This window comes from Ruania zhangjianzhongii (assembly GCF_008000995.1).
In the GTDB taxonomy this organism is placed as follows: domain Bacteria; phylum Actinomycetota; class Actinomycetes; order Actinomycetales; family Beutenbergiaceae; genus Ruania; species Ruania zhangjianzhongii.
This window is the reverse complement of sequence record NZ_CP042828.1, coordinates 18,458-42,007: the sequence shown is the minus strand read 5'-3', so window position 1 is coordinate 42,007 and position 23,550 is coordinate 18,458. Positions and strand designations below refer to the sequence as shown.

At 68.7% G+C, this 23,550-nt stretch carries 22 protein-coding genes; 12 read left to right on the top strand and 10 right to left on the bottom strand.

Annotation, left to right across the window (positions count from 1 at the left end; translation table 11 throughout):
* Window position 1: 1 nt before the first annotated feature.
* On the top strand, window positions 2-1,891 hold the full coding sequence (gene iolD, locus FU260_RS00395) for a 3D-(3,5/4)-trihydroxycyclohexane-1,2-dione acylhydrolase (decyclizing) (RefSeq protein ID WP_147915261.1): 1,890 nt from the start codon (window positions 2-4) through the stop codon (window positions 1,889-1,891).
* Between the two features lie 104 nt (window positions 1,892-1,995).
* On the opposite strand, the gene FU260_RS00390 is transcribed toward iolD, so the two are convergent.
* Complete coding sequence (locus tag FU260_RS00390) at window positions 1,996-2,997, bottom strand: MerR family transcriptional regulator (protein ID WP_147915260.1); 1,002 nt, start codon at window positions 2,995-2,997, stop codon at window positions 1,996-1,998.
* Window positions 2,991-3,659 (bottom strand): HEAT repeat domain-containing protein, encoded by a 669-nt coding sequence (locus FU260_RS00385; protein WP_147915259.1) that lies wholly within the window; start codon window positions 3,657-3,659, stop codon window positions 2,991-2,993. Before FU260_RS00385 ends, FU260_RS00390 begins: the two co-directional genes overlap by 7 nt.
* A gap of 175 nt (window positions 3,660-3,834) precedes the next feature.
* Here FU260_RS00385 and FU260_RS00380 point away from each other — a divergent pair, with 175 nt between their 5' ends.
* On the top strand, window positions 3,835-4,434 hold the full coding sequence (locus tag FU260_RS00380) for a TIGR03086 family metal-binding protein (RefSeq protein ID WP_147915258.1): 600 nt from the start codon (window positions 3,835-3,837) through the stop codon (window positions 4,432-4,434).
* Between the two features lie 27 nt (window positions 4,435-4,461).
* On the opposite strand, the gene FU260_RS00375 is transcribed toward FU260_RS00380, so the two are convergent.
* The gene (locus FU260_RS00375) at window positions 4,462-5,085 is read right to left on the bottom strand and encodes a TIGR03086 family metal-binding protein (protein ID WP_147915257.1); all 624 of its coding nucleotides are present in this window, start codon (window positions 5,083-5,085) and stop codon (window positions 4,462-4,464) included.
* A 134-nt stretch (window positions 5,086-5,219) separates the two neighbouring features.
* Between FU260_RS00375 and FU260_RS00370 the strand changes: the two genes are divergently transcribed.
* Window positions 5,220-6,239, top strand: a complete 1,020-nt coding sequence (locus FU260_RS00370) for an RNA polymerase subunit sigma-70 (protein WP_210418167.1) — start codon at window positions 5,220-5,222, stop codon at window positions 6,237-6,239.
* A 99-nt stretch (window positions 6,240-6,338) separates the two neighbouring features.
* Here FU260_RS00370 and FU260_RS00365 read toward each other — a convergent pair whose 3' ends face one another.
* From FU260_RS00365 to FU260_RS00350, 4 genes are all read right to left on the bottom strand, one after another.
* The gene (locus tag FU260_RS00365) at window positions 6,339-6,617 is read right to left on the bottom strand and encodes a DUF2277 domain-containing protein (protein WP_147915255.1); all 279 of its coding nucleotides are present in this window, start codon (window positions 6,615-6,617) and stop codon (window positions 6,339-6,341) included.
* 10 nt (window positions 6,618-6,627) lie between these two features.
* Entirely contained in the window at window positions 6,628-7,353 is a 726-nt protein-coding gene (locus FU260_RS00360) for an ABC transporter ATP-binding protein (RefSeq protein WP_147915254.1), read from the bottom strand.
* Window positions 7,354-7,479: 126 nt separating this feature from the next.
* Complete coding sequence (locus FU260_RS00355; RefSeq protein ID WP_147915253.1) at window positions 7,480-9,099, bottom strand: esterase/lipase family protein; 1,620 nt, start codon at window positions 9,097-9,099, stop codon at window positions 7,480-7,482.
* Entirely contained in the window at window positions 9,096-9,500 is a 405-nt protein-coding gene (locus FU260_RS00350) for a hypothetical protein (RefSeq protein WP_147915252.1), read from the bottom strand. Before FU260_RS00350 ends, FU260_RS00355 begins: the two co-directional genes overlap by 4 nt.
* Before the next feature lie 388 nt (window positions 9,501-9,888).
* Between FU260_RS00350 and mvk the strand changes: the two genes are divergently transcribed.
* From mvk to FU260_RS00310, 8 genes are all read left to right on the top strand, one after another.
* On the top strand, window positions 9,889-10,884 hold the full coding sequence (gene mvk, locus FU260_RS00345; RefSeq protein ID WP_168211586.1) for a mevalonate kinase: 996 nt from the start codon (window positions 9,889-9,891) through the stop codon (window positions 10,882-10,884).
* The gene (gene mvaD / locus FU260_RS00340; RefSeq protein ID WP_147915250.1) at window positions 10,881-11,927 is read left to right on the top strand and encodes a diphosphomevalonate decarboxylase; all 1,047 of its coding nucleotides are present in this window, start codon (window positions 10,881-10,883) and stop codon (window positions 11,925-11,927) included. The genes mvk and mvaD overlap by 4 nt, the downstream gene beginning before the upstream one ends.
* Entirely contained in the window at window positions 11,924-13,009 is a 1,086-nt protein-coding gene (locus tag FU260_RS00335) for a phosphomevalonate kinase (RefSeq protein WP_147915249.1), read from the top strand. Before mvaD ends, FU260_RS00335 begins: the two co-directional genes overlap by 4 nt.
* Complete coding sequence (gene fni, locus FU260_RS00330; RefSeq protein ID WP_147915248.1) at window positions 12,999-14,102, top strand: type 2 isopentenyl-diphosphate Delta-isomerase; 1,104 nt, start codon at window positions 12,999-13,001, stop codon at window positions 14,100-14,102. Before FU260_RS00335 ends, fni begins: the two co-directional genes overlap by 11 nt.
* A gap of 8 nt (window positions 14,103-14,110) precedes the next feature.
* A complete protein-coding gene (locus tag FU260_RS00325; RefSeq protein WP_147915247.1) occupies window positions 14,111-15,163 on the top strand; it encodes a hydroxymethylglutaryl-CoA reductase in 1,053 nt (350 codons plus the stop codon).
* A complete protein-coding gene (locus tag FU260_RS00320; protein WP_147915246.1) occupies window positions 15,163-16,323 on the top strand; it encodes a hydroxymethylglutaryl-CoA synthase in 1,161 nt (386 codons plus the stop codon). Before FU260_RS00325 ends, FU260_RS00320 begins: the two co-directional genes overlap by 1 nt.
* A gap of 159 nt (window positions 16,324-16,482) precedes the next feature.
* Complete coding sequence (locus FU260_RS00315; protein ID WP_147915245.1) at window positions 16,483-16,878, top strand: (deoxy)nucleoside triphosphate pyrophosphohydrolase; 396 nt, start codon at window positions 16,483-16,485, stop codon at window positions 16,876-16,878.
* A gap of 7 nt (window positions 16,879-16,885) precedes the next feature.
* Window positions 16,886-19,834, top strand: coding sequence for a DEAD/DEAH box helicase (locus tag FU260_RS00310; protein ID WP_147915244.1), 2,949 nt, complete (start codon window positions 16,886-16,888; stop codon window positions 19,832-19,834).
* Window positions 19,835-20,196: 362 nt separating this feature from the next.
* Here FU260_RS00310 and FU260_RS00305 read toward each other — a convergent pair whose 3' ends face one another.
* A complete protein-coding gene (locus FU260_RS00305; RefSeq protein WP_147915243.1) occupies window positions 20,197-21,405 on the bottom strand; it encodes an FAD-dependent monooxygenase in 1,209 nt (402 codons plus the stop codon).
* Between the two features lie 70 nt (window positions 21,406-21,475).
* Between FU260_RS00305 and FU260_RS00300 the strand changes: the two genes are divergently transcribed.
* Window positions 21,476-22,102 (top strand): TetR/AcrR family transcriptional regulator, encoded by a 627-nt coding sequence (locus FU260_RS00300; RefSeq protein ID WP_147915242.1) that lies wholly within the window; start codon window positions 21,476-21,478, stop codon window positions 22,100-22,102.
* A gap of 17 nt (window positions 22,103-22,119) precedes the next feature.
* On the opposite strand, the gene FU260_RS00295 is transcribed toward FU260_RS00300, so the two are convergent.
* On the bottom strand, window positions 22,120-22,929 hold the full coding sequence (locus FU260_RS00295; protein WP_147915241.1) for an alpha/beta fold hydrolase: 810 nt from the start codon (window positions 22,927-22,929) through the stop codon (window positions 22,120-22,122).
* On the bottom strand, window positions 22,926-23,453 hold the full coding sequence (locus tag FU260_RS00290; RefSeq protein WP_147915240.1) for a PadR family transcriptional regulator: 528 nt from the start codon (window positions 23,451-23,453) through the stop codon (window positions 22,926-22,928). Before FU260_RS00290 ends, FU260_RS00295 begins: the two co-directional genes overlap by 4 nt.
* Window positions 23,454-23,550 lie beyond the last annotated feature (97 nt).

Below are 23,550 nucleotides of genomic sequence, written 5' to 3'. Positions count from 1 at the left end.
CATGTCCGAGACCATCCGGCTCACCGTGGCCCAGGCGCTGGTGCGCTTCCTGGCGGTGCAGCACAGCGAGCGGGACGGCCGGCGCCAGCGCCTCATTCCCGCCACCTTCGGCATCTTCGGGCACGGGAACGTGGCCGGTGTGGGCCAGGCGCTGCTGCAGAATGCGACCAAACCCCACCCCGAGGAACCGCCCCTGCCGTACTACCTGGCGCGCAACGAGCAGGCGATGGTGCACACCGCTGTGGGCTTCGCCCGGTCCCGCGGCCGGCTGCAGACCCTCGCCTGCACCTCCTCGATCGGGCCCGGTGCCACGAACATGGTCACCGGCGCGGCGTTGGCCACGATCAACCGGGTACCGGTGCTGCTGCTGCCCGCAGACACCTTCGCCACCCGGCGCGCCGGCACGGTGCTGCAGCAGCTGGAGGACCGGCGCAGCGGGGACCTCAGTGTGAACGACGCGTTCCGCCCGGTCTCGGCCTACTGGGACCGGGTACAACGGCCGGAGCAGCTGGTCCCGGCACTGCTGGAGGCGATGCGGGTGCTCACCGATCCGGCGGAGGCCGGTGCGGTCACCCTGTGTCTGCCGCAGGATGTGCAGGCGGAGGCGCACGACTGGCCGGTCGAGCTGTTCCGGGAGCGCACCTGGCACGTGGGCCGGCCTGTTCCCGAGCCGGAAGCGGTGCACCGGGCGGCGGAGGTGATCGCTGCTGCCGAGCGTCCACTGCTGGTGGCCGGTGGTGGCGTGCTCTACTCCGGGGCGACGGCGGAGCTCACCTCGTTCGCGGAGGTCACCGGGATCCCGGTGTCGGACACGCAGGCGGGCAAGGGGGCACTGCCGGGGGCGCATCCACTCGCCGTGGGCGGGGTCGGTTCGACCGGATCGGCGGCGGCGAATGCGCTGGCCGCCGACGCTGATGTGGTGATCGGGGTGGGCACCCGATACTCGGACTTCACCACCGCCTCGCGGACAGCGTTCGCGGCCGACGGTGTGCAGTTCGTGAACCTGAACGTGACCGGCTTCGATGCGGCCAAGCACGCAGCCACCACCGTGCTGGCGGACGCGGCGCGCGGCCTGACGGCACTCACCGAGGCGCTGGCCGGCTACCGCGTGCCGGCGACCTACGCCGAGGAGGTGACCGACCGCCGTCGGGCGTGGGAAGAGGTGCGCGCGCAGGTGACGGCCACCTCTGGCGAGACGCCTCCGGCCCAGGTGGAGGTGTTCGGCGCACTGAACGAGCTGCTCGGCGCCGAGGACGTGGTGATCAATGCGGCCGGATCGATGCCCGGGGACCTGCAGGCGCTGTGGCAGGCGGCCGGCCCGGGGCAGTACCACCTGGAGTACGGGTACTCCTGCATGGGCTATGAGATCCCGGCGGCGATCGGGGTGCGGTTGGCCCGGCCGGACGGCCAGGTAGTGGCGATCGTCGGCGATGGGACGTATCAGATGATGCCCAGCGAGCTGGCGACGATCGCACAGGAGGGGCTGAAGGTGATCGTGATCGTGCTGGCCAACGATGGGTTCGCCTCGATCGGTGCCCTGTCGGAGTCGGTGGGCTCGCAGCGGTTCGGTACCGCCTACCGGAAGCGGGAGGAGAGCAGCGGGCTGCTGTCCGGGGACTACGTGGGGGTGGATCTGGCGGCGAACGCTCGCAGCTACGGGGTGGCCGCCCAGGAGGTGGCCACCATCGCGCAGTTCCGGGAGGCTTATGGTCGAGCGGCGGCTGCGGAGCGGGCCACGGTGATCGTGATCAGGACGGACCCGCTCGCCGAAGGGCCGCCGGCCAGCAATGGCTGGGACGTGCCGGTGGCCCAGGTGACCCGGCTGGAATCCGCCGAGGCCGCCTACGCCGCCTATCAGCAGCTCCGGAAGAAGCAGCGGCACTACCTCTGAGCGGCCCACGGGCGGTGGCTCGCGGTTCGTGAGGGTGTGCTGGTGGGCGCGAAACGGCCAGATCGCGACCATAGGGCCACCCCCGAAGGGCGCGGTGCTGCGGGTCAGCGACTGCGGAGACTGAGGATGTAGCCGGCGCTGCGGGCGACGTCGGGCTGCGGGTCGCCGGTCAAGTCAGTCAGCGCGCGATCGGCAGTCGGGCCGGGGATCTCCGCGAGCGCCTGGGTGAGACGCAGCCGGGCGGCGGGCTCGGTGGCCGGCGCGACCAGGCGATCGCGGACATCAGCCACGATCCGCTCAGCCTGCCTGCCGTCGCGGGCCAGCACGCCGAGCGCCTCCGCTGCCTCGACGTCGTTCGGGCCGTGCTCGACCGTCTCGAGGAGGATCGGCATCGCGTCGCTGACCCCGCGAGCGCCCAGCGCCAGGGCGGCCCGGCGGCGGACCACCGGAACAATGTCGGCGAGCGCGGCGACCAGGAGCTGCTGTGCGCTCCCGCTGTGCAGTTCGGCCACCGCCTGGACGGCGCGTTCTCGCACCCGAGGCGAGGGTGAGGTGAGACCTTCTGCGAGAGGTGCCGGTACGTCGTCGCCGGCTTGAGCCAGGGCCCAGCGCAGCGCACCGGCCGCATTCAGCTCGGGTTCGCTGAGTGCAGCATGGGCCAGCTGGTCCGCCGGCCCCGGTGCCCCCGCCGAGGTGGCGAGCGCAGTGCGCAGACGCCGGTTCGCATCTCCGGCGTTCAGCCCGCGGAGCAGCTCGACGATCCGGAGCACCTCGGTCCACTGCTCCGGGGCGGCACCTTCGATCTGCCTCAGCCGGGCGAGCAACTCCTGCTCGCTCGCCACCCGTTCCTCGGTGCGCCGGACCAAGTCGGCGACCAGAGTGTCCGGAGTGAGTTGCGGGTCCTCGAGCGCCTGCTGCACCTCCCGCAGGCTGAGACCGAGAGACCGCAGGCTCTCCACGGCGAAGATGCGCCGAAGATCACCTGCGGTGTACTCCCGGTACCCGCCTGCGGTGCGGTCGGTGGGGCGCACCAGCGCGAGGGAGTCGTAGTGGCGCAGCATGCGCACACTGACCCCCGAACGCCGGGCGACCTCACCGATCAGCACTCCCGCTCGTCCTCCCTGTTCAGCGCCATGATCCTGATGGCCTCATCGACGTCGAGCGTAAACGCCGCGTCGGGGTCCTGCAGTAGCCGCTCGGTCGCGAGGGCGTGCGCCCGCACCTCGGCCCGGTCGCCCCGCGCCGCGAGGTGCAGCTGAGGCAGGATGACCTCGCCCAGAGCGACGAGAGCGCGGCTCAGGCTGCGCTGCGTCTCCACATCACCGCGGCCGAGCTGACCAGCGAGCAAGGCAGCGAGCTCGGGCTCGGACCCCGCCGGCACGATTGCGACGGCTGCCCGCCAGGCGCTGCGCGCCACCTCGGGGTCCCCATCCTGCAGCAAGGCAGCGGTCAGCGCCGGCCAGGTGGCCTGGTCACCGATCTTGGAGAGCGTGTGCAGCGCCTGGCTGCGCGCCTGCGGCACCGTCGATTCCAGCTCGGCGAGCAGCCGCGGTACAACGACCGCCGCTCGGTGCCGGGTCAGCGACCAGGTGAGCATGTCCCGAACGTAGAAGTCCGGCTCGAGCGCGCACCGCTCGATCAGGGCGGGGACCAGTTCGTCGGCAGGCTCGGTGCCGATCGCCATCGCGGCGCGCAGGCGGATAGACGATCGCGGGTCACTCAGGGCGGTGACGTGTCGGTTCACGATGTCAGTGTGTGGTGTATTCATCTCGGACCACCTCCTCCAGAGAAGTAGAGGCCCTCTCACTGTGTCAGGGTCAAGCGGGTTCTGCCGGTACCGGAGAGAATCGGTGCTCACCGGAGTCCAGACTGGTGAGCACTGCCACCGACTGGTGCGCACCGCCACCGACTGGTGAGCACCGCCACCGAAGAGGAGCCATCCCATGCACGACCTCGCACCCACCACCGAAGTCCTCGCCGGCCTTGTTGCCGCAGTCCGGGACGATCAGCTGAGTGCGCCAACGCCCTGCCCCGAGATGAGCCTGGCTGAGCTGCTCGTCCACATCGACGAGCTGGCGCTGGCGTTCACTGCGGCAGCAACCAAAACCACACCGACCGGCGACGATGGCACACCGGACGAGGACAACCCGCCTACCGCCAGCTCGCCTCTCGACACCGGCTGGCGCACCCGCATCCCGCAGCGGCTCACAGATCTGGCGGCGGCCTGGCGTGCGGACGCGGCGTGGACGGGGATGACCCACGCCGGCGGCGTCGACCTGCCCGGCGAGGTCGCCGGGGTGGTGGCTCTGGACGAGGTGCTGCTGCACGGCTGGGACGTCGCCGCCGCCACTGGCCAGCAGTTCACCGCCGACCCGGCGCTCGCCGAAGCAGCCCTGGGCTTCGTGCAGGCCACAGCGCAGGAGAGCCCGGAGGGCAGCCCCGGACTGTTCGGACCCCCGCTACCGGTGCCGGCCGAGGCGCCGCTCCTGGATCGGCTCGTCGCCCTGAGCGGACGCGACCCGGCCTGGACGCCGCCGGCCTGAGCGAGGCGTCCCGCAGCGGTCAGGGAGTCACGGCCGCCGGCCGAGCAGGGCTGCGAGCTGGTCGATCGCCGGCGCGGAGGCGGCAACCGGCTGGGGTGAGTCGAACGGGCTCTCCCCGGTCGGGATCTCCTTGAGTGCATCCTTGGAGAACGCCAGCTCCACCACGGCGATGTCCGCGGGGAAGTCCGTGGTCGGTTGCCCGGTGGCCTGGGCGAGGTCCCAGCCGTGCACCAGGATCTCGGTGAGCCGCAAGTGCAGGGCCACCGCTCCGGGCACCGTCCCGAACGGCACGGTGACCAGCTGATCCAGCACACCTGGCACCGCAATGGCCCGCTGCAGCCCGGCGGCAGAGAGCCGGTAGGCAGCCACGGGATCGTCGTCGAGGTCGCCGGCCGCCGCCGTCTGGCCGGCTGAAGCCGCCTCCAGAGCCTCGTCCGAGGAGGTGTCCACTGCCTGCTCGCCACCCAGCGCGGCGATGAACTGGTGGTTTCCTGCCACCAGATGGTCCAGCAGCTCGCCCACATTCCAGCCGGTGCAGACAGTGTCCGCGCTCCACTGGTCCGCGTCGATCCCGGTGACGATCTCCTCGGTCGCGAACAGCGCGCGGGTCAACGCGGTGGTCGGGTCAAATGTCTCAGCTGGTGCGCTCATGGAGCTCTCCTTCTCGGTTCCGGGTGCCGAACGGCTAGCCGGAGGCAACACCACAGTGGCACCGCCTACTCTGTACAGACACCGCGACCCGCGCAAACGGACCGGTGCTGCGTTCAAGTGGCAGGATGCCAGGCGTGGACAGCGACATCCTCGCCCTCGCTCGTGCCGGTGATGAGCGCGCCTTCCGCGAACTCACCGAGCCGCACCTGCGTGAGCTGCACGTGCACTGCTACCGCATGCTGGGGTCGGTCACCGACGCCGACGATCAGGTGCAGGAGACCCTGCTGGCCGCCTGGCAGCACCTGGCCGGGTTCGAGCAGCGGGCTTCAGTACGCACCTGGTTGTACCGGATCGCCACCCGTCGGTGCCTGAACGCCCTCCGGGACCGTGCACGTCGGATCCCGATGGCACCGGTGGCACCGTTCACCACTCCCGCACCCAGCCAGCTCAGCGAGGTCACCTGGCTGCAGCCCTATCCCGATGTCCTGCTCACCGAGATCCCGGATGCAGCCCCCGGTCCGGCCGCCCAGCAGGCGAGCAGCGAGGCGATCGAGCTGGCCTTCATCACGGCGCTGCAGCAGCTGCCGCCGCAGCAGGTCGCGGTTCTGCTGCTGCGCGATGTGCTCGGTTTCAGCACCGCTGACGCCGCCGATGTCCTGGACACCAGTGCGACGGCGGTCAAGGCAGCGCTGCAGCGCGCCCGCGCCGGGCTGCGGGACCACAACCGGCCCAGGGTTCGGTCCGATCCGGCCGAGGAGCAGACCATCGCCGCGGAGTTCGCCCGGGCATACGTCGCCGGTGATATCGAGATGTTGCTCGAGCTGCTCAGCGATCAGGCGTGGCTGACCATGCCGCCGGCGCCGCACCGGTACGACGGCCGGGACGCTATCGGCGGGTTCTGGCGCTCGGGCCTCGCCTGGCGTGGTGAGCGGCGCCTGCACCTGTTGCCGGCCGGGCGGGCGAACACCGATCCGGCCTTCGGCAGCTATCTCGCCGAACCCGGCTCGAGGCTCGCCCGGCTGACCGGGATGCACGTGGTCACCATCGCCGGTGACCGGATCGGCGCCGTGACCAGCTTCCACACCCCGGAGCTGGCCGACCACTTCGGGCTTCCCCGGTCCGTCGAGCTCGAACCGGGACGGGACCGTGGGTGACCTGACCGTCGCTCCAGCGCGGTTTCGCGACAAGAATCTCACCCAGGGCCCGGGGCAGCGACGGAAAACTCACCCCCGGGGTGGGAGTGCCGCCGCCGGTCAGGAGGCGACGGTCCCGTAGCGCGCAGCGGCGCGGGCCTTCGCCTTCGCGGCCTCCACCTCGCGATCCTTCGGCGCTGCGGTGGTGACCAGGTCCTCGAGCAGGTGCTCGGTGAGGTGGGTGATCTCGGCGACGGCCCGCTCGAACACCTCCGCGTTCGCCTGCGAGGGCTTGTTCATCCCGCTGACCTTGCGCACGTACTGCAGCGCTGCCGCCTGCACCTCCTCGGAGGACGCGTGCGGTTCGAAGTTGTACAGGGTTCGGATGTTGCGGCACATGGTTCCAGTCTCACCTGCGCCGGGCCGATGCACCAGGGCTGATCTGGTCGGCGATCCGCCCTCCGGCCAGGAGCACCACCTGGTCGCCGTAGCTGAGCGCACGCGGATCGCGGGTGGCGAGCACCACGGTCTGGCCCAGATCGTCGACGGCGGAGCGCAGGGTGGCGAGCACCTCCTCACCGCCGGAGTAGTCCAGACTTCCGCTCGGATCGTCGGCGAACAGCACCTGCGGGCGGGTGATCAGGGCGCGGGCGATCGCCACTCGCTGTTGCTCACCACCGGTCAGGTTCGCGGGGCGCTCCTCGAGCCGACCGGCGAGATCCAGGATGTCCACCACGGCCTGCACCCACTGCGGATCGGTCCGCATGCCGGCCAGCCGGGAGGGCGCGAGGATGTTCTCCGCCACGGTGAGCGCCGGGAGCAGGTTGAACCCGTCGAAGACAAACCCCACGGCGTCTCGCCGCACCATGCTCAGCCGGCCCTCAGAAGCGGTGTGCAGGCCGAGATCGCCGAGGAACACCTCACCCGCGGTGACGTCCTCCAGGCCGGCGAGGCACTGCAGCAGGGTGGACTTGCCGGAACCGGGCGGGCCCATCACCACGGTCATCGCGCCTGCCGTCACGCCCAGGCTGACCCGGTCGAGCGCTGTCACAGCGGACGGCCCTCGCCCGTAGACCTTGGTGACCTCCCCGGCCCGGACGGCGCAGGTGCCGGCGAGAACTGCTTCGGTCGTCATAGCGGTCAACGTACGGCGGCCGCATGCTCGCGCACTATCCGGGAAAGCCCTGACCTGACCCGGAGAACGCCCGCCCCCACGTCGGGGGCGACGTCCGTGGCCGCGCGCTGCCGTACGTCAGCACCGTTAGCTCCGGTACAGCGGCTCGACGTCGACGAACGACTGGTTGTGCTGGTGGTTGGGGATGATCGTCAGGCGCGGCTGCGTCACGTCGTGCGCTTCGGTGTAGTCGGGGTCGCAGCCGGGCCAGCCGTCCGCGGCGGCGAACTCTTCGCAGTTCCACTCCACGCCGACCGGGTAGTACTCGAGAATCATCGTCGCGGCCATCGAGCACGAGTCGCCGAGGTCGTCTGCGAGGCAGATGAAGTAGCGCTGCGCACCGGGGGTGTCCGGCGACTCGGTGCTGCTCTCCAGGAACGCGCCCGGGAACTCCTCGAGCAGCCCGGTGACCGAGAAGCACTCCAGGTCGGGGTCCTGCCGTGAGCACCACTGGCCCGCGAGATCAGCGGGGAAGCCGGAGGCGATGATCCCCTGCGCTTCCTGCACGATCTCACCGATGATCGAGGTGGTGCTGTCCGTCAGTTCGATCGTGCGCATCAGGTTGCCGTGGAAGCAGCCGGACTGGTAGCCCGAGACCGGCCACAGCACGTCACCCCCGAGTCCGGGCAGCGGCCCGAGCAGATCGAAGTCGACCTCGTAGGCGCACTCGTTGACGAGCGTCGAGTCGGCGCCGTCGAGAGCCGAACTGCGCGGTACCACGATATCGCCGATGCTGGCGCGGCTGGACTCGTACACGTCGAGGAACCAGGCACCGACGCTGAAGCTGGCAGTGATGTCGCCGGCATAGGCGTGCACGTTGACACCCTCGGGCCACGCCGGCAGGGCGGTGACCTCGTCGGAGCCGGTGGCAAGCCCGTGCACAGCGTCGGAGCCTGCGCTCGCGGCGAGCGTGGGAATGCTGCCGCACGCGCTCGGGTCCTCCATCGACTCGGTCACCGCCGTACCGCAGATGACCATGAACGAGTGCAGCGCCGTCGCGGTCTCAGCGTCCGGCATACCCTCCATGGAGGCGAGTCCCTCCTGGAAGTCCACGAGGAAGCGCGCCACGTCGGATCCGGTGTTCGGGGTCCCGTAGGTGATGACGTCGCTGACGTAGTCGCCGGGCCCGCTGAGGCTGCCGTCGTCGGCGATCTGGCCGAGCGCCGCTCGGGTGGCCAGGCCACCCATGGAGTGGGCCACGGTGATCGCCGGGTGCCCGTACGCCGTCGCCAGGCAGGTGAGCGACTCGGCGAGCGGGGGGCCGATGCCATCGTCGGTCACCCAGCGCGAGGACAGGTCGTGGTAGTCGAAGGTGTACACGCTGACGCCGCCGACTCCCTGAATGGCCCCGATCAGCGAGGTGGGCAGGCCGTCGAAGTCGCTGCTCTCGTCGACCGTGAGGTCGATCGCGGCCGAGAACGCGCCGGTGCGCTCGCTGCTGTGCTGGCTGCGACCGGTCCAGCCGTGCACCATCACGACCGGGATGGCGGTGCCATCCTGCAGTGTGCTCTCCGTGACCGGATCACCCCCGGGCCGCAGGTCGTCAGCCAGGGCCGGGGCCTTGTCCAGACCCGCGATGTCCTCACAATCCTGCGGCTCAGGCGCCGCCACGGCCTGTTCGGCCTGGTAGGCGACCAGGCCACCGGCGAGCAGGACAGAGAGCACGACGGCGACCGCCAGGGAGCGTTCCTTCCTCACCGTGGTCATGACTGCCCGTCCATCGGGAGGGTCTGCAGAACCTGCCATGCGCCGTCGACCTCAGCCATCACGGCCACCAGCCGGTGCGTGGTGCCGTCCGCGAGGGTGAGCGTCATCTCGATGAGACCACCACCTGCAGCGGAGGGCACCCAGGTGGCGGGGTCGGCATCGACCTCCGTACCCGGCGGTATGGCGGTCGCGAGGTCGATCGATCCGGTCAGGCCTTCCGGCAGCAGCCGCTCAGGATCGGTCTCGAGGACCTCGAGCGCCGCGGCCGCCTGGTCCGGCTCCTCGGTGCTGGTCGCGACCGGGTCGGGCTCGCCGCCGCGGCCGACGAGCCACCACACCCCGATCAGCACTGCCACGAGCAGCGCCACTGCCCCCATGATCACGGCAGACTTGCGCGACACACCGACCCCCGTTCGCTCCCCGACGCCCCGCTCACACGAGCCCGTACGCCAACCCTGTCCAGTGTTCTAGATATCACGCCTCACCCTGGTGCACCGGCAGGGTCCAGATCGCGAGAGCAGGGTGCACCCTCGGCAGCCTGACCTGCATCAGGTCCGATCGACCGCGATCCGGAACCCCTACCCGGTCCAGGAGGTTCTCGAGAGCGGCCATCGCCGATGGGAACAGCGAATGTTGCCACCATCTCGGTACCGCGACCAGCATTGTCGGCCGGAGCCGGGCCTTGGGGCGGTGAGGTTCCACACACCCGGGCGGCTCCAGGGCACCTGAGGACGCCGAATCGGTCCGATCCTCACAGTTCGTGCACATTCCGGTTCTACCCTAGGACCAGTGACCGAACGGACCGGAACGGATTCACCTGCGCCGACGCCCACGCGCGCCCGCAGGAGTTCTGTGCACCCCTCCGGCAGCGGGACCGGGGGCGCCCATGCGAAGGCGATCCTGCTCGGCGAGCACGCTGCCGTGTACGGGGCACCCGCGCTGGCGATCCCGCTGCATGGCCTCGGCGTGGCCGCGCAAGCCGTACCAGCCGAGGGGATCCACCTGGAGAGCGAGCTGTTCACCGGAGCCGCGAGCGACGCCCCGGCACGTCTGTGGCCGGTGCTGACCGCCGTACGGGCCGCGCTCGACCAGCAGAACGCTGTGGCCGGGGCCGCGGTCCGGATCCGCAGCTCGATCCCGTACGAACGTGGTCTCGGCTCCAGTGCGGCCGTCGCCGCCGCCGTCGTTCGCGCCATCGCCGACCTGGCGCAGAGCACCGTCGACCCGGACACCCTCTACACGATCGTGCAGGAAGCCGAACGGGTCGCCCACGGCAACCCCAGCGGGCTGGACGCCCGCGCGGTGACCGCCACAGCACCGATCCGGTTCCAGCAGGGTGCGGTCGCACCGGTCGAGGTCGGCAGCTCCCTGGTGTTCACCCTCGCCGACTCCGGGTGCTCCGGATCGACCGCGCAGTCCGTGGCCCAGGTGCGCGAGCGCCGCAGCGCCGACCGGGCGGGGATCGACGCGATCATCGCCCAGATCGCCGAGCTCACCGAAGCAGCGGCCGCTGATCTGACCCGCGGAGATCCCACCGCGCTCGGTGCGCGGATGAGCCAGACCCACGAGCTGCTCACCGGTCTCGGGGTGAGCGACGACCGGCTCGACGCGCTGGTGGCCGCTGCCGGGCGCGCCGGCTCACCAGGTGCCAAGCTCACCGGCGGCGGCCAGGGTGGCTGCATCATCGCACTCGCTGACGGCGCCGCACACGCCGAGGAGCTCGGTAGCGCCCTGCGCGCGGCCGGAGCCCCGCGCACCTGGACCACCACGGTGCCAGCCTCATGAGCACGGACGTGACGAGCCCGACCGGCAGCGTGCGCCCTGCTGAGACCGGTGCCGCCACCGCGCGGGCGTTCCCGAACCTCGCCCTGGTGAAGTACTGGGGAAAGCGGGACGAGTCGCTCATCCTCCCGGTCGCGGGCAGCCTCTCCCTCACTCTGGACACCTTCGCCGCCACCACCACGGTGCAGCTCGATCCGGCAGGCGAGCAGGACCGCTTCGAGCTGAACGGCCACCTGGCCACCGGTACCGCCCGGGACCGGGTGACCACGTTCCTCGACCTGGTCCGTAGCCGCGCGGGATCGCAGTCCCGCGCCATCGTCCGCTCGGTGAACGAGGCGCCCACCGGGGCCGGGCTGGCCTCCTCGGCCGCTGGCTTCGCAGCGCTGGCCACTGCCGCGAGCGCCGCCTACGGCCTCGAGCTGGACACTCCGGCACTGAGCCGACTGGCCCGCCGCGGCTCCGGCTCCGCGGCCCGCTCGATCATCGCCAACGTGGCGCTCTGGCACGCCGGCACCGATGACGAGTCCTCGTTCGCCGAAGAGATTCCGGCGCCGGAGCTCGCCATGGTGATCGCCACTGTGGACTCGAGCGCTAAGGCGGTCTCCAGCCGAGAGGCGATGCGGCGCACCGCGCGCACCTCCCCGTACTTCGTCGCCTGGATCACCAGCACCGAGGCTTCGTTGACCGAGATGGTCGCCGCCTGCCGCGCCGGAGACTTCACCCAGATCGGTGAGATCACCGAGTCGCACGCGCTGCGGATGCATGCGCTGATCGCCTCCACCGAGCCACCGATCCGGTACCTACGCCCCGCGAGCATCGAGGTCCTGGACGCTGTCGTCGCACTGCGCGATGCCGGCATCGAGGCCTACGCCACCGCCGACGCCGGCCCGAACGTGGCCGTGCTGACCCGGCCGGCAGACGCCGCGGCAGTCGCCACCCGGCTGGGCGAGATCCTCGGCGAGGACCACGTCCGAGTGGTCGGCCCGGGCCCGGGAGCCCACCTCGTTCCCGATCCGGTCCCACCTGCCGGTGAGGCGGGCACGTGATCTCCGCCCAGGCACCCGGCAAGCTGTTCATCGCCGGGGAGTACGCCGTGGTCGAGCCCGGCCAGCCCGCCGTGCTGGTCGCGGTCGACCGGTACCTCACCGTGCACCTGGACGTCGGCGAGCACGCCGCCGACGTGGGCCGGGTGCACTCCAGTGCGTACGAACGAGGACCGCTGGTCTGGGCGAGAGAACAGGGCACCGGGCGGATCGTCGTCGAGCATGACCCGCGGGACTACGTGATCTCGGCGCTGCGCACGGTGGACCGGCTCCGCGCCGAGCGCGGCCTGGCACCGGAGTACTTCGACGTCCGGATCGTCTCCGAGCTGGAGGACCAGGCTGGACGTAAGTTCGGTCTCGGCTCCTCGGCCGCGGTCACCGTGGCGCTGATCACCGCCCTGGACGAGTTCTACCGGTTGGGCCTGACCCGCCTCGAACGGTTCCAGCTCGCCCTGCTGGCGACGATTGCCGTCTCGCCGAAGGCCTCCGGCGGTGATCTGGCCGCGATCACCTTCGGCGGCTGGATCTCCTACACCTCACCGGATCGGGCCGAGCTGCTGGCGCACCTGGACGCCCACGGCGTGACCGCCACCTTGACCGCACCGGGCTGGCAGCTGCTGCGCGTCCGCCGGCTGCCCGCACCCGGTGATCTGCAGCTGCTGGTCGGCTGGACCGGCACACCTGCCGCCACCGAGATCTTGGTGGCCGGGGTGCAGCACACCGGCGAGCCGTACGCCGACTTCCTCACCAGCAGCCGTGCCTGCGTGCAGGATCTGGTGACTGCCCTGGAGACCGACCCGAGTTCCGCCGTCGATGTCCTGCGCCGGGCGCGGCGCCTGCTGCACCAGCTGGAGCGGCACTCCGGAATCTTGATCGAGACCGAGATGCTGCGCGACCTGTGCGAGATCGCCGAACGGCACGGCGCCGCTGGTAAGCCCTCCGGCGCCGGTGGCGGCGACTGCGGCATCGTGCTCGCCCGGGCGTCTGCCTCCGTGACCGGTATCCTCGCCGAGTGGGAGGCCCGCGATATCCGGCATCTGGGACTCGTGGTCCATCCAGCGGAAGGAGGCGCCGATGAGTGCTGATGACCGCCGCGCCGCGCGCAAGGACGACCATGTCCGCCTGGCCGAGCAGCAGCAGAACGAGGCCGCACCCCGCACCGATTTCGATGATCTCGAGTTCGTGCACCACGCCTTGGCGGGCATCAGCGCCGACCAGGTCGACGTCTCCGTGCAGGTGGATCGGTGGCGCTGGCCCACCCCGTTCTATGTCAACGGGATGACCGGCGGCACCGAGAAGACCGCCCGGATCAACACCGAGCTGGCGATCGCGGCCCGGGAGACCGGGCTCCCGATCGCCTGCGGTTCGATCTCGGTGGCGCTGGACGAGCCAAGCACAGCCAGCGGCTTCACGGTGATCCGCAAGGAGAACCCGGACGGGTTCGTGATGGCGAACCTGGGCGCCGGCCGCAGCGCCGAGGATGCGGTCCGGGCCGTGGACCTGCTCCAGGCCGACGCCCTGCAGCTGCACCTGAACGCCGTGCAGGAGACGGCGATGCCGGAGGGCAGCCGGGACTTCTCGGCCTGGGCCCGCTCGGTGGAGCAGATCGTGGCCGCCTCGCCGGTGCCGGTGATCGCCAAAGAGGTCGGCTTCGGGCTGAGCCGCTCCACCCTCACCCTGCTGGGCGACCTTGGCGTCACCATCGCGGACGTGAGCGGCAAGGGTGGCACCGACTTCCTCCGGATCGAGAACGCCCGCAGCAGCGGCGAGGCCGTGGTGGACTACTCCGTCCTCACCGGATTCGGCCAGTCTGCCCTCGCGTGCCTGCTGGACGCGCCATCCGGCGGCCCCGTGCTGCTCGCCTCCGGCGGGGTGCGCAACCCCTACGACGTGGTCAAGGCCCTCGCCGCTGGGGCACACGCCGTCGGCGTGGCGGGGGTGTTCCTGAAGGCCGTACTCACCGGGGGAGCGGACACGCTCGTCCCGCTCGTGCGCGGTTGGCTCGAGCAGACGACGGCGCTGCTCGCCCTGCTCGGTGCGGCCAGTCCCGCAGAGCTCATCCGAACAGACCTGCTGGTGCGCGGCACCCTGGGTGAGTTCTGCCGGCTTCGCGGGATCGACCTGATCCGGCTCAGCCACCGCTCCGAGATCCACCAGCGACTCAGCAACGACAGGTAGAGGACGCAGTGAACCAGTCCGAGACTCCCGCCACCGAGATCCCGACCCGGTGGGTCGGACCGCTGCGGGTGAGCGGGAACGCCGTCGAGGGGGACGTGTCCGTACCGCTCGCCACCTACGAGACCCCGCTGTGGCCCTCGGTCGGTCGCGGCGCCCGGGTCTCGCAGAAGGTCGACGGCGGCATCCGTGCCGTGCTGGTCGACGAACGGATGACCCGGTCGGTGCTGTTCACCACGGACGGCGCCGCCAGCGCGCACCGGGCCGCCACCGAGATCCGGGCCCGGTTCGCCGAGCTGGCCGAGGTGGTCACCGGCAGCAGCCGATTCGCGCGGCTGCTGGAAGCCCATCCGGAGATCGTCGGGAACCTGCTGTTCGTGCGGTTCGCCTTCTCCACCGGGGACGCCTCCGGGCACAATATGGCCACAGCCGCAGCAGAGTCCCTGATGGAACGGATCCTGTCCTGGAACCTCGACCTGGAGTACGGGTCGATCTCCGGGAACTACTGCTCGGACAAGAAGGCGACGGCGGTCAACGGGGTGCTCGGCCGGGGTCGCAACGTGGTCGCGGAGATCCTCATCCCACATGATGTGGTGCGCACCACGCTGCGCTCGGACGCGCAGCGGATCACCGACCTGGTGGTGCGCAAGAACCTGGTCGGGTCCACGATCGCCGGGGCGCTGCGTTCGGCGAACGCGCACTACGCGAACATGCTGCTGGCGTTCTACCTGGCCACCGGCCAGGACGCCGCGAACATCGTGGAGGGGTCGCAGGGGATCACCTATGCGGAGGTTCGCGAGGAGGGCCTGTACTTCTCCTGCACTGTGCCGCACCTGATCGTCGGGACGGTGGGCAACGGCAAGCACCTGCCCCATGTGGAATATGCTCTGGAGCGGCTCGGTTGCAGACAGGGGCGGGAGCCAGGTGAGAATGCGCGTCGACTCGCGGCACTGATGGCGGCCACCGTCCTGTGCGGGGAGCTGTCGCTGCTCGCCGCCCAGACCAATCCCGGAGAGCTCATGACGGCGCACCGGCGCCTCGAGCGGAATGAAGTAGCGCGCTGATGACACCGATCGGTATCCACGACCTCGAGCTGGCCACGGCCCACCACGTGCTCGACCTCGGCCTGCTCGCCACCTCGAACGGCACCGACCCGAACAAGTACCGGATCGGGATCGGGCAGGACGAGATGAGCATGCCGGCGCCGGACGAGGACGTGGTGACGATGGGCGCCTCGGCGGCGCTGCCGCTGCTGCAACGGCACGGGGCCGATGGGATCCGTACGTTGCTGTTCGCTACCGAGACCGGTCTGGACCAGTCGAAGGCGGCCGGGGTGTGGGTGCACCAGCTGCTCGGGCTGCCGGCACACGTGCGGACCGTAGAGCTGAAGCAAGCCTGCTACTCCGCGACCGCTGCGCTCCAGGCCGCGATCGGCATCATCGCCCGCTCCCCGGAGGAGAAGGTGCTGGTGATCGCCAGTGATGTCGCCCGGTACGAGCTGGACAGTGGCGGGGAGCCCACCCAGGGGGCGGGTGCTGTGGCGATGCTGGTGTCAGCGAACCCGGCGCTGGTGGAGATCGAGCCGATCTCCGGGGTGCACACCGCCGATGTGGACGACTTCTGGCGTCCGAACGACTCCAGCACGGCCGTGGTGGACGGGGCGCTGTCCGTGCGCGCCTACCTGGATGCACTCACCGGCGCCTGGGACGATCTGGCCGCCCGCGGCGGGCCCGAGCTGGCCGCGATCGACCGCGTCGTCTACCACCAGCCGTTCACGAAGATGGCGAAGAAGGCACAGCAGCGGCTGTCCCAGCACGCCGGCAGCGACCTGGGCGAGGTCGGCCTGCAGACCGGGTCGGTGTACAACCGCCGCCTCGGCAACACCTACACCGCCTCGCTGTATGCCTCCCTGGCCGCGCTGCTGGACCACGAGGACGATCTGGCCGGTCAGCGAGTCGGCCTTTTCAGCTACGGGTCCGGCTCGGTGAGCGAGCTCCTCACCGGGATCGTCCAGCCGGGCTACGCGAGCGCCGATCGGGCCCGCCGCGTGCGGGAGGCACTCGATGCCCGGGTGCCGCTGGACGTCGCCGAGTATCGGCAGCTGCATGCCACCGAGCTGCCGAGCGGAGTGGATGTGGCTACCCCGCGGGTGACCAAGGCACCGTTCCGGTTCGCCGGAATCCGCGGCCGGGCCCGGCACTACGAGCGGACCGACGGCGGCTGACGCTCTCGGTGATGCTGGCCGGGCCTTACACGCGCCGATTCACTGCGTTCGACAGCATCTCCGCGGCACGACCCGCCAGGACGGGGAGACCTTGGGCCGTCTTGGGCTCACTCGCTTGCGACCGCGAGGCTAAGCTGTGCCCGAGGGCAGGAGGCATGCGTGAAGAAGCAAATTGAGGTCGTCGGTGCCGTGATCGTCAAGGACGGCACGGTCCTGTGTGCGCAGCGGGGCCCAGGCAGCCTTTCCGGGATGTGGGAGTTCCCTGGGGGAAAGATTGAACCCGGTGAAACAGCCCGTGAGGCCCTCAAGCGGGAGATCGAGGAGGAGCTCCGGTGCAGCGTCCACGTGGGCGGCGAGGTCACGACGACCAGCCATGAGTACGACTTCGGTATTGTGACCCTGACGACCTTCTACTGCGACCTCATCGCCGGGACACCGACACTCACCGAACACACGAACGTCGCCTGGCTCGCCGCGGAGGACCTACGTTCAGTGTCCTGGGCACCCGCGGACGTGCCGGCCGTGGAGCAGATCCAGACGGACCTGGCGGCCTGAGTGCCGTATGGGCGCAGACTTCTCGTGGGCTAGGCAGTTCGAGCTCGACGTCGACTTCGGCTACGTCAGTCACGACACACCGAATCCTCCCCGGAAGCACAATCCACTGATCGTCCTCAACGAGGACGGCACTACCGTCCTGCGCACACTTCGCGACGAACTCGCTCACTGCCAATCGTTCACCTTCTCCGTCGCTTTCGTCTCGTCCGCAGCCATTGCCCTCCTGAAGCAAGATCTCCTGGACTTTCGAGGTCGCGGTCGGATCATCACCTCTGACTACCTTGGCTTCAATACGCCCGAGGCGTTCGAGGAGCTGCATGCGCTAACGAACCTTGGCGTTGATGTCCGGCTCCATCGCGCGGCTGGCTTCCATCCCAAGGGCTACATCTTCCAGCACGCCAACAGCGTGACTGCGATGATGGGCAGCTCCAATCTGACGCCGAGCGCCTTGCTCCGCAACCACGAGTGGAACCTGAAGGTCACTGCCGCGGTAGGCAGCGACCTAGGGGCACAGCTCGCCCGCCTCGTCGAAGGTCAGCTGATAGATTCGGTGTCCCTGTCGGAGGAGTGGATCGCCGCATACGCGCAGACATACACCGCACCCCCACGGCGGCTACCCCGAATACCCACCGACGTCTCGGCATTGGACCCCGTGTCAGGCGGGGAACCGGCCGGCGACAGAACACCCCCGTTCCCGCCGACCGCGATTCAGCCGAACCAGATGCAACGCGACGCCCTCGACGCCCTCTCAAGGGTGCGAGCTAGCGGTGAGACACGCGCGGTTATCATCTCCGCCACTGGTACCGGAAAGACAATTCTCTCAGCATTAGACGTGCGTGCCGTCAATCCGCGACGGCTACTTTTCGTCGTGCATCGTGAGCAGGTTCTCGACCGAAGCATCCAGGAGTATCGATACGTTCTCGGAGGCTCCGATGAGAGCTACGGAAAGCTCTCAGGATCGGCGAAGGACCTCACTGCTAGGTATCTCTTTGCCACGATCCAGACTCTGTCACAGCCTCATTTCCTCAGCCAGCTCCCCGCGGACCTCTTCGATTATGTGATTATCGACGAGGCACACCGTGCGGGAGCGTCGTCACACCGTCGCGTTCTGGGCCACTTCGAGCCCGTCTTCCTGCTAGGCATGACCGCGACACCCGAGCGCACCGACGGCTTCAACGTTTTCAAGCTCTTCGACTACAACGTTCCGTATGAGATCCGCCTCAACCATGCGCTCGAAGAAGGCATGCTCGCGCCGTTCCACTACTACGGCATCGCCGATGCCACCTTCACCGACAGCACTACGGTCGAAGCCACAAGCAACCTGCCCAAACTCATCTCGCCGGATCGTGTAGATCACCTGATCTGGGCGCTTGAGACTTACGGCCAGGCCGGCGTCGCCCCAAAGGGACTGATCTTCTGCAGCCGCAAGGACGAAGCACGCGCGCTATCAGAAGCCCTGGATCAATCATCACTGAGAGGCCGGCCACTGCGGACGACGGCCCTCACCGGAGATGACTCCGTCGAACAACGAGAAGGGGCGGTCAAGCGGCTCGAGGGTGGCGAACTCGACTATATCTTGACGGTCGACGTCTTCAATGAGGGCGTGGACATTCCGTCCGTGAACCAGGTCGTCATGCTGCGCCAGACAGAGTCGTCGATCGTCTTCGTTCAGCAGCTCGGTCGTGGCCTACGCAAGTCCGTCGGCAAGGAGTACCTCGTCGTCATCGACTTCATTGGGAATTACACAAACAACTACTTGATTCCGATCGCGCTCTTCGGCGACGACTCGCTCAACAAGGAGTCACTACGCCAAAACTTGATCGCGGCGGAGGAGTCGGGAGCCATATCCGGCCTCTCGAGCGTGCATTTCGACAAAATCGCCCAGGAGAGAATCCTACGGTCGATCACAGCGACCCGGCTCGATGACATGTCGCGTCTGAAGGCTGCCATCGTGGCAATGCGGAACCGGGTCGGAACAGTCCCCCGCCTGTGGGACTTCTTTCGTTTCGAGTCAGTAGACCCAGTGCTGTTGGCGACTAAACGGGAGCACTATCCCGCCCTCATCGAGCGCGCACTCAAGGAGGACACCGAACTCTCGCACTCTGAGAGCAGGGCTTTGCAGCTACTCTCTGCTGAGGTCTTCCCGGCGAAACGTGCACACGAACTCACGTTGCTCAAGGAACTCCTCGCCGATACACGTGTACCTGCAAGCCGTATCGTCGACGCCTTCGAGTCCGCTGGCTTGCCCGCTACCGGGCTACACGTCGACAGCGCGGTTTCAAGTTTTACCTTGGAAGGGTACGCTGAGGTTGATCTGATTCGGTACCGAGGTGGAGTCGCTGAGTGTGATGCTGACGGATCCGTCTCGCTGCATCCCGAGGTCGCAACGGCCTACCGAGCCAATCCGCGCTTCCGCGAGGAAGTCGACGACCTTGTCGAGACAGGCCTAGCTCTCATCGCCAAGAACTATGATTCGCGGCAAAAATTTACGGCTGGTCGTCAGTACTCTCGCAAGGAAGTATTGCGCAACCTCGGCCTTCCGCGAAAATGGGCGTCGACTTTGTATGGATACAAGGTTGATCGGGAGACCCGAACATGCCCGATCTTCGTGACATTACATAAGGCCCACGACGTGTCCGTCAGCACGGCCTATGCGGATGCTCTTCTCGACGAAACGACCATGCTCTGGTACACGCGCAGCCGTCGCACCATGCAGAGCGCGGAGGTCCGTACGATCGTGTCCAACGACGTCGATCTGCATGTCTTCGTCAAGAAAGATGACGCGGAGGGAACGGACTTCTACTACCTCGGGCAAGCAACGTCGCACGAGGCCGAACAAACCAAGATGGGCGATCTCGACGTGGTGCGGATGCGACTTCGCTTCGCCCAACGGATCGAGCCCGGCTTGTACGACTATTTCCACCCGACGTTCACTGCCACACCGGCGCCTGGGTAGCGAGCTCGCTCGCCAAACAACCCGCAGAATGCTTCGCGACGGTCCCGGCGGCACAGACCGCAGCCATCCTTCGCGTTCACCAGACCGAAACCCATCTCACAGACCGGGAGCGCGCGGGTCGGGAGTTCGTATGGAGCACTTGGGGTAGCGGTGCGTCCAAGAGCGGCAGCGCCGACAATGCGAGTAGACAAGAAGCAGGAGTTGATCGACCAAATTGGGAGCAACAACCCATTCGATCGCCTGGGCGACCCAGAGAACGTAGCCGAGATGGTCGCATTCCTCGCCGGACGGGCCGCTGGGTCGACGGGGAGACTCAGTTCGTCAATGGCGGCGCCCCGTGACCATCGCGCGCTGATAGCCACTCACGCTACGTTGCCCCAGCGCTGACCCGGGGGCTGCAACGCCGCGGCCTGGACGAACTGCTCGCCGATCTCGGCGACCTGGCGCCGCCCGACCACGGTGCGCATCATCAGGTCGCGCGCGTGGGTCATCACCGCGTTGTCCCAGGAGGTGATGTTGCCGATCCGCCAGGAGGTCCTCTGCAGGGCATGCGCTTCCGGTGTGCGGGACCGGCTGTAGGCCTCCAGCACGGTGGCGAGCTGGCCGGCGTCGGTGAGATCGGTGGCACCCAGGAGGTCGGCCAGGACGACGGCGTCGGCCATCGCCACTCCGGACCCGCGGCCCAGGTTCGGGGTCGTCGCATGGGCGGCATCGCCGAGCAGGAAGACCCGGCCCCGTCCCCACGTCTCGATCGGCTGCAGATCTCGGACCGTGTGGTGGATGAGGGAGTCCGCCGGTGTCGCCTCGATCACCGATCCGATCCCCTCCGGGAAGGTCTCGAACCGCCGCAAGAGGTCGGCTTTGAGCACCTCCGGGGCACCGCCCAAGTCGACGGTAGGCCTCTTCAGCCCGACGAGCCAGTACAGCGCGCCGTCCCCACAATCGCCGACGGCGATCCGGTTTCCCCGTCCGAAGAACATCGCGAACACCTTGTTTCCGAACGGTGCCGGATGCTCCACCAACGACCGGACATACCGGTAGGAGGCGGTGCGGATGCGTGCCGCGGGGAACAGTAGACGGCGCACCGTCGAGTTGATGCCGTCCGCCGCGACCACCAGATCGGCCTCGTCACTGCCGCCACCGGCGAACTCCACCCGCACCTTGTCGTCGCTCTGCTGCACGGCACTCACCCGGTGTCCGAACCGCACCGACTCGTCGGCATCGATTCCGGTGGCGAGTGCGTCGATGAGCGCACTGCGGGCGATCATCACCGGGGCCGGAGCACCGGTGTCACGGGCCAAGGCGGCCAGGTCGGCGGAGTAGAGCGGCACGCCGTCAGCGTTGAAGAACTGGTGCTGGTGCACCTCCGCCCCGGCTGCTCGCACCGCATCAGCCACGCCCAACAGGCGTAGCGCCTGCATCCCCTTCACCCAGACCTGAATCCCCGCCCCGATCTCGCTGAACTGCTCCGCCTGCTCGTACACGACGACCTGTATCCCGGCCCGTCGCAGTGCTATCGCTGCGCACAGCCCACCGATACCTCCACCGATGACGATGATCTTCCCAGTCATGACGTGCCGCCCTTCCGTAGTAATCAGCCAATAACAACTAGAGTATGTTATCCGCTGATAATATGGAAGGATGAACTCACCACGGCAACGCCTGCCTGCCGCCGAGCGGCGCGCATCGATCCTGGCCGCTGCAGTGGAGGTCTTCGGCGCACGCGGTTACACCGCGGCAACTACCGACGCGATCGCCCAGATTGCCGGTATCAGCCAGGCCTACGTGATCCGCACCTTCGGTTCGAAGGAAGCCCTGTTCATCGCCACCGCCGAGCGGGTAGTGGACCAGGTCGCCGAAGTATTCCGTGGCGTCCTCGCCGAGTCGGGCGACGTAGCACAGGATCGGATCGAGCCACGACTCGGTGACGCGTACGTGCGCCTGGCCGAGGATCGCGGCGCTCTGGTCACTCTGCTGCACCTGTTCACCCTCGGACAAGACCCCGTGATCGGGCCTGTGGCGCGGGAGGGCTTCCTGCGCATCTACACGATCCTGCGGGACGAGGCCGGCCTCTCCGCCGCCCGCGCGACCGCCTTCCTAGCCAACGGCATGCTGGTCAGCACGATTCTCGGGCTCCGGCTCCCGAGCCGGAGCGACGATCCGATGGTCGCCGAACTCTTGAGCGCAACGTTCCGAGAGAACACCGGCCTCGTCACCGACCTCTTCGGCGACGGCCAGCTCTCATCAGACAGCTCCGCACCACGGTGATCCTCGATCGCCGGCCGTCAGCGGCGCGGCAACGGTTCCAGCTCCGGGTGCACCCCGCCGTCGATCCACGCACCGAGCACATCATCGAATAGTTCAGGGGCCTCGACGGTCCAGATGTGGTGCACTCCCGGCACAAGACGGGTCTCGGCATGGGGCACGGCGGCCCGCAGGGCATGGAGTGAGCGGCGGAAGTACGCCGGCTCCCGTGACCCGGCGACGCCGAGCAGGGGCACGGTGATCGTCCGGAGCACCTCTGGCGGAATCCCCGGGTTCACCCATGAGGTGACCGCCCGCATCGTGGAGCGGGTGATCACCTGACCCTGCTCCACGTAGTGGGCGGCATCATCGCCGGTCAGCCCGACACCGCGCGCGACCCCACGCCAGTATCGCGGGGACTCCCACACGGCGATCTGGACGGCGTTACTCGCACGCATCCACCCCGGGTAGGGCAGCACCGAGGCTCCAGTGACGAACGCCGATGCCACGACGTCCGGGTGCCGGGCCGCGAGATACAGCGTGATGATGCCGCCCATGGATAGGCCCACGACGTCGGCCGGCCCCTGATCGAGTGCGCGCACCTGATCGGCGAACCGGTCGGTGACCGCCTTGATACCGGGCCAGCCCAGCTCGGCGTTCTTCCCGAATCCCGGCGTGTCCGGGGTGAGCACCGTGCGATCGCTCAGCCGGGCCAGGTGTGCCCCCCACATCCACCCGGCGACATTCCCGCCGTGCAACATCAGCACCGGACGGTGCGGCGCGTTGGCCTGCGCGGATGGGCTCTGCGTGGCCGGATGGATCTCGTCGAAGTCGGTGTACAGGGCAGTCATAGCGGTTCCTCCAGAAGTGAGTCGAGCCAGGCCAGCTCGTGCCGGCCAGCCGCGATGCCGTGCTCCAGGGTCTGAATCCGCAGCCAGGCGGCGGGGTTCTCCCCGCGGTCCAGCGGTGGGGCGTCAGCCCGAACCTGCTCCAGCTCCTGGACGAAACTGTCCACGGCCGTTCGCCGGGCGGTCACCAGCCGTCGGACCCTCTCGGCGTCGTCGCCGGCGAAGAACATCCGCGCCAGGAACGGATCGCGCTCCGGCTGACGGTCCAACGGGGAGGCGAGCCACGCGTCCAGCGCACTCTGCCCGGCGGGGGTGATCCGATGCAGGATCCGGTCGGGTGCGCCGTCCCCGGGCACCACCTCGGTCTCGGCGAGACCGTCGTCCACCAGCGAGGCGAGCGTGCGGTAGATCTGCGCCTTGTCCGCCGACCAGAAGTACGCGGCCGAGGAGTCGAAGTGCCGCTTCAAGTCGTAACCGGTCATCGGCCCGATGGAGAGGAACCCGAGGATGATGCGCGCAAGGATCACGAGTGCGGCCAGGAAACGAGGGCAAGAGCAAGCGTCATTTGACTAGTAGATCACTCATCTAGGCGTTTTGTCTACTAGTAATCTGTTGCCGCTGGCG